General features: G+C 61.9%; 4 protein-coding genes. 3 read left to right on the forward strand and 1 reads right to left on the reverse strand.

The genetic code is table 11. From position 1 onward, the window contains the following. The first annotated feature begins 232 nt into the window (after positions 1-232). From AC1DWT_RS49305 to AC1DWT_RS49315, 3 genes are read left to right on the forward strand one after another with little or no spacing between them, the layout of a single operon-like run. A complete protein-coding gene (locus AC1DWT_RS49305) occupies positions 233-1,375 on the forward strand; it encodes a substrate-binding domain-containing protein (RefSeq protein WP_477926068.1) in 1,143 nt (380 codons plus the stop codon). Beyond that, positions 1,372-2,898, forward strand: a complete 1,527-nt coding sequence (locus AC1DWT_RS49310) for a sugar ABC transporter ATP-binding protein (protein WP_477926069.1) — start codon at positions 1,372-1,374, stop codon at positions 2,896-2,898. Before AC1DWT_RS49305 ends, AC1DWT_RS49310 begins: the two co-directional genes overlap by 4 nt. A 4-nt stretch (positions 2,899-2,902) precedes the next feature. Next, positions 2,903-3,949 (forward strand): ABC transporter permease, encoded by a 1,047-nt coding sequence (locus tag AC1DWT_RS49315; RefSeq protein ID WP_477926070.1) that lies wholly within the window; start codon positions 2,903-2,905, stop codon positions 3,947-3,949. A 1,119-nt stretch (positions 3,950-5,068) separates the two neighbouring features. On the opposite strand, the gene AC1DWT_RS49320 is transcribed toward AC1DWT_RS49315, so the two are convergent. Next, complete coding sequence (locus AC1DWT_RS49320; protein ID WP_477926071.1) at positions 5,069-5,170, reverse strand: Lsr2 family DNA-binding protein; 102 nt, start codon at positions 5,168-5,170, stop codon at positions 5,069-5,071. Between the last annotated feature and the right edge of the window lie 12 nt (positions 5,171-5,182).

The raw sequence follows: 5,182 nt of genomic DNA on the forward strand, positions 1-5,182 counted from the left end.
AGGCCTGCTCGTAGGCGGCCAGGTGCGCGAGCTTGTCCGCCGGGGCGAATGAGCGTCGGCGTGGTCCGTCGGAACGTGGGTGGGAAGACTCCATGTGACCATTGTCCCCGGCTACGGCCAGGCTGGAAATTGTCATTGTCGGGTTGATCCGTATCTCGCCCTGCAGGCGGGGTTGCTGTGAACCGTTGGACTCAACTCAGCCTGACACGCAGGGCGCCGCCGATCCGCCCTGATGGCCGCAGCACTCCTCGTCACCGGCGCTGCCACCGCCTGCACCTCGAGCGCGGCTGGCAGTGCGGGCGCGAACTGTGACACAACCACATACGACGGCGCGATCGCCGCCTACACAAGCGGCGACGTCATAGGCAAAGGCCCTAACGGTGAAATCTCCGTACCGGCAACATCCATCGAACTCACCGACGCCGAAGTAGCCCAAGTCCGCGCCATGAACGCCACCGCAGCGGTCGTAATGCACTTCTCCGGCGACAGCTGGAGCAACGCCCAGGTCGACGCACTCAAGGCCGAATTCGACAAACTAGGCATCCGAATCGTTGCCCAGACCGACGCCCAGGCCGACCCCGCCAAACAATTTTCCGATATCGAGACCGCGCTCTCGGCGAAACCGAACGTCATGGTATCGATCCCCTCCCTCGACCCCATCGCGCTTGCGCCCGCCTATCGAAAGGCCGCAGACGCCGGCGTCAAAATCGTCTTTATGGAGAACCCCGCCAAGAACTTCCAACCGGGACAGGACTACGTCGCCGTCGTCGCCACCGACAACTACGGGGCCGGCGTTCTCGGCGCACACCAATTGGCGAAAGCGCTCTGCGGCAGAGGTGAAGTGGGCGTGATCTACCACGGCGCACAGGCGCCGACGAACGTCCTGCGCGAACAGGGCTTCACCGAAACGGTCGAGAAGAACTACCCCGACATCGACATCGTCGAAAACAAGGGCCTGCTGGGCCCGGACTGGAAAGGCGAAGGTAACTCGAACGTCAACGCGTGGCTCACTAAACACCCGCGGCTGGGCGGCGTGTGGTGCTTCTTCGACGCCCCCTGTGAGGGCGCCATCGACGCCGCACGCGCCTCAGGACGCGACGACCTCGCCGTCACGACAGTGGACTTGGGAAACAACGTCGCCATCGACATGGCACAAAACGGATTCGTCAACGGGATCGCCGCCGCGCAACCGTACGACCAGGGTGCCGTCGAGGCGAAGCTTGCAGCCTACGCGCTGCTTGGCAAACYAGCCCCGGCCTTCGTCGAGCTTCCCTCCCTCCCTGTCACTCGCGACAATCTAGTCGACTCATGGAAGTCCCTGTATCACTCGGACGCCCCCAGTGACCTCCAGCAAGCCCTGGACAGCAGCCGATGAATACCACGGAGAATGCATCGATCGCGGTCTCCATGCGGGACATCCACAAATCCTTCGGCAAGGTGGAAGTTCTGCGAGGTGTCGATTTCGAACTGCGCCAGGGTGAAGTCCACGCCCTGCTCGGCGGCAACGGTGCGGGAAAATCGACACTGATGAAGATCCTGCAAGGCGTTCACCGCGCCGATGCCGGGGACATCATCATCGACGGGCGGCCAATGGACTTCCAATCACCGTCGGATGCGACAGCAGCCGGCATCGGCATGGTATTCCAAGAATTCAGCCTCATCCCGAGCCTCTCGGTCGCGCAGAACATTTTCCTCGGTCGCGAACCCCACAAGTTCGGACTAATCGACGACGGAGCCCTGAACCGACAGGCGAGCACACTGCTCGACCGCATGGGCGCCGACATCGACCCGCAAAGCCTGATGGGAGATCTCCCAGTCGGGTACTGGCAACTCAYCGAGATCGCCAAGGCGCTGAGTATGCAAGCACGTGTCCTCATCATGGACGAGCCGACCGCCAGCCTTCCGTATTCCGAGGTCGAAGCACTGTTCACCCTTATCGGCAGGCTGAAAACACAGGGCATCTCGATCGTGTACATCAGCCATCGAATGGCCGAAATAGCACGCGTAGCCGATCGCCTGAGCATCATCCGCGACGGCCGCAGGGTCCTCACCGACGACGTGCACGCAGTCTCGCCCGAACGAGTGGCCGAATCCATCGTTGGTCGAGAGATCTTGCACGGCTTCACCAGAACCAAGCGAAACGCTGACACCCGTCCTGAGATCACACTGTCCGTCGAGAACCTCAGCGCGGGAAACCGTCTCGACAACGTCTCGTTCCAAGTGTCCGCCGGCGAGGTCGTCGGAATCGCCGGCCTGATCGGAAGCGGACGAACAGAATTGGCACGATGTTTATTCGGCATCGACCGAAGCGACTCAGGTCGGATAGTGCTCGACGGCAAACCCATCCGCCCCCGTCGGCCACTCGACGCCATCAGATCGGGCGTCATGCTCGTACCCGAGGACCGTCAATCACAAGGCCTCGTACGCGAACATTCCGTACGGACCAACCTGCTTCTGCCCAGCCTCTCGCGACTGACCCGGGGGCCGTTCATCGACGACAGCAGAGGCCGTGACCTCTGCGCAGACCTCGCACAGAGGCTCGGGATTCGCGCCACMGCCATCGATCAGCCAGTTGGCCGACTGTCTGGCGGAAACCAGCAAAAGGTCGTCATCTCAAAGTGGCTAGGCCTCGGCGAGATGGGAGTCCCACCGCGGGTGTTGATACTCGACGAACCCACCACGGGCGTCGACATCGCCTCCAAAACCGACATCATGCAATTGGTGCTCGACCTCGCTGACGCCTGCACCGCGATCATTCTCATCTCTTCCGAGCTCGAGGAACTCCTCGCCGTCGCCGACCGTGTCCTCGTCATGCGACGAGGACGAATCGACGCCGACTTCGACCGCGACGACATCCCCGACGAAGAGTCGCTCCAGCTCGCCATCCAAGGAGTGTGAACACATGCCCACCAAATCCAACGCCGCGAAAGCCGCGACGCTAACCACCACGTCACAAACCCAGGAGCCTCCTAGCGCAGGTACCGCACTCCCTGAACCTGGACGGCCCAGCTTCGCCTCACGATTCGGCGACCTGGAGTGGCGCGATTTCGCCATCTACATCGGTTTCGTCGTGGTCTTCCTGCTATTCGCAGTCTTCCTGCGGGACGACGGATTCCTGCTGAGCAACAACCTGCTCAACATTGTCAGACAGACCGCCATCATTGCCGTCATGGCGGTAGCTGGAACCTTCGTGATCGCCGCCGCCCAGATCGATCTATCGATCGGATCCGTTGCAGGACTGTCCAGTGTCGTCACTGCCATGACCATCTCGTCGACCGGCAGCGTTCTGCTCGGAGTGTTGGCCGGACTCGGCACCGGCGTGGTGGTAGGCTCCGTCAACGGAGGCCTCGTCGCTGTCCTGGGCTTGCCGTCCTTCTTGGTGACCCTCGCAATGCTGGGCATCGCCGCCGGAGTTGCGCAATGGATCTCAAACTTTCAGCCGGTGCCCATCCTGAACAAGGCCTTCACCAACCTGTTCGGCTCCGGAGACTTCGGACCTGTTCCCGCACTCCTGCTCTGGGCCGGTCTCTTTGTCCTCACCGGCGTGGTGGTGATGAATAAGACGACATTCGGGCGCCAGGTACTGGCCGCCGGAGGCAATGACACCGCAGCACGCTTCACCGGCGTCCGCACCAAACGAATCACCTTTTACGTGCTGCTGATCTCGGCCATCGTCGCGAGTGTCGCCGGAATGCTCTACGCCGGACGCCTTCAGTCGGGTCGGTATCAATGGGGCTCCGGCGACGAACTCTCCGTCATCGCTGCCGTTGTTCTGGGAGGAACCAGCCTCTTCGGTGGATACGGCCGGGTCATAGGCTCGGCGATCGGAGCAGTCTTCATCGGGCTCATCAACAATGGACTGATTCTCGCGGGACTGGACGTGAGCCAGCAGATCATTATCCAAGGCGTCATCATCATCATTGCCGTCGCACTTGCGAAAAAGAAGTGAACCACCCACCCTCGGTACCTCGGAACGCGATAAACGGGCCGTTCATCAGGGATACACCACTACTCCGGGTCGTCGTCCATATCCCGTCGAATGTCGCGAACGTCGTGTAACACCAGCATCATTAGCGAACACCCCCAGGACGAGGTGATGACCATATGGACGCGGATGTTCTGATCGAGTTGACGGCGCTTTCCGTCACTCGACCCCCTCCCGGCGCGAGTGTCGAGGCCATGGCCGCATGGCACGAAGCGCAATCACGCCAGTATGAGTACAACTCGGTGCGAGCAGGACAGGACGGAACCCGCGACAGCGCCCGCGCCGCACGAGCGCACCAGCGGTCACTGCAGTTGCTCCGCGACTCGGCGCGATAGCTCCGCCGAAGACCTGGCATCACCAGCGTCATGGCGTCGCATCACCTCGATCCTCACAGCGGTGGTGCGCCGCGCGCCAATAGAAACGCAGAGCGCTCGGGGCCCTGCCTCGAACAACGTTAAAGGCCTGATGTTTCGACGATGGGTGATGACCTGAAGATGTGGCTCATCACTCACCCTCTAGGCTCGTCGGGCGTCTCAGCCGGGTGTCCTCCCCGAGACCTCCGACGCCGGTGGGGACCCGCAGAACCGACGTATGCGGGTCCCCGCCACCCACGTCCTTACGCATAGGATTGCGGAATTGACCACGCACGCGGGGGCCGTTAGTAGCGGACAAACCTGTGCCTGCTTCTCATCCTCGGCGACTGTCTTCGGAACGCAACGGGGTGGGTGTGGCCCGGCCCACAAGTGAAACGCCAACAGCAACCGCAACCGCTCGGAGAGCCAAGGCCTTCTGGAGAGCGTTGTGCGCGATGGAGCCTTCGCCGAGGCCGTCGCCGCGACTTGTGGTCGGACGTGTGCAGTTGCCGACAGTCAAAGCTGTCGGACAAATGGTTCATTGGAAGGGCGGGGATTGGTCGCGGTTGCTCCGAGGCGGGCATGCGTGTCGAATGACAGATCTGGGAGCAGAAATTAGTGAAGGAACTCTCGCCGATACGCCAGCCGCGAATGCCGACTCTCCTTCAGCCTGCCATTCCATCCACCCGATCGCGGAGCTCAAATAACACCGGCGCTCTTCTGGCGGTCGTCAGTGAGCAGCGTTGTACGCCTCCGCGATCTCGGTGGGAATTCGCCCGCGGACCCCGATGTCATAGCCCTGTTCCTGAGCCCATTCCCGTACTGCCCTCACATGGTCACGGTC

The sequence above is a fragment of the Rhodococcus sp. P4_B6 genome (genome assembly GCF_056402215.1).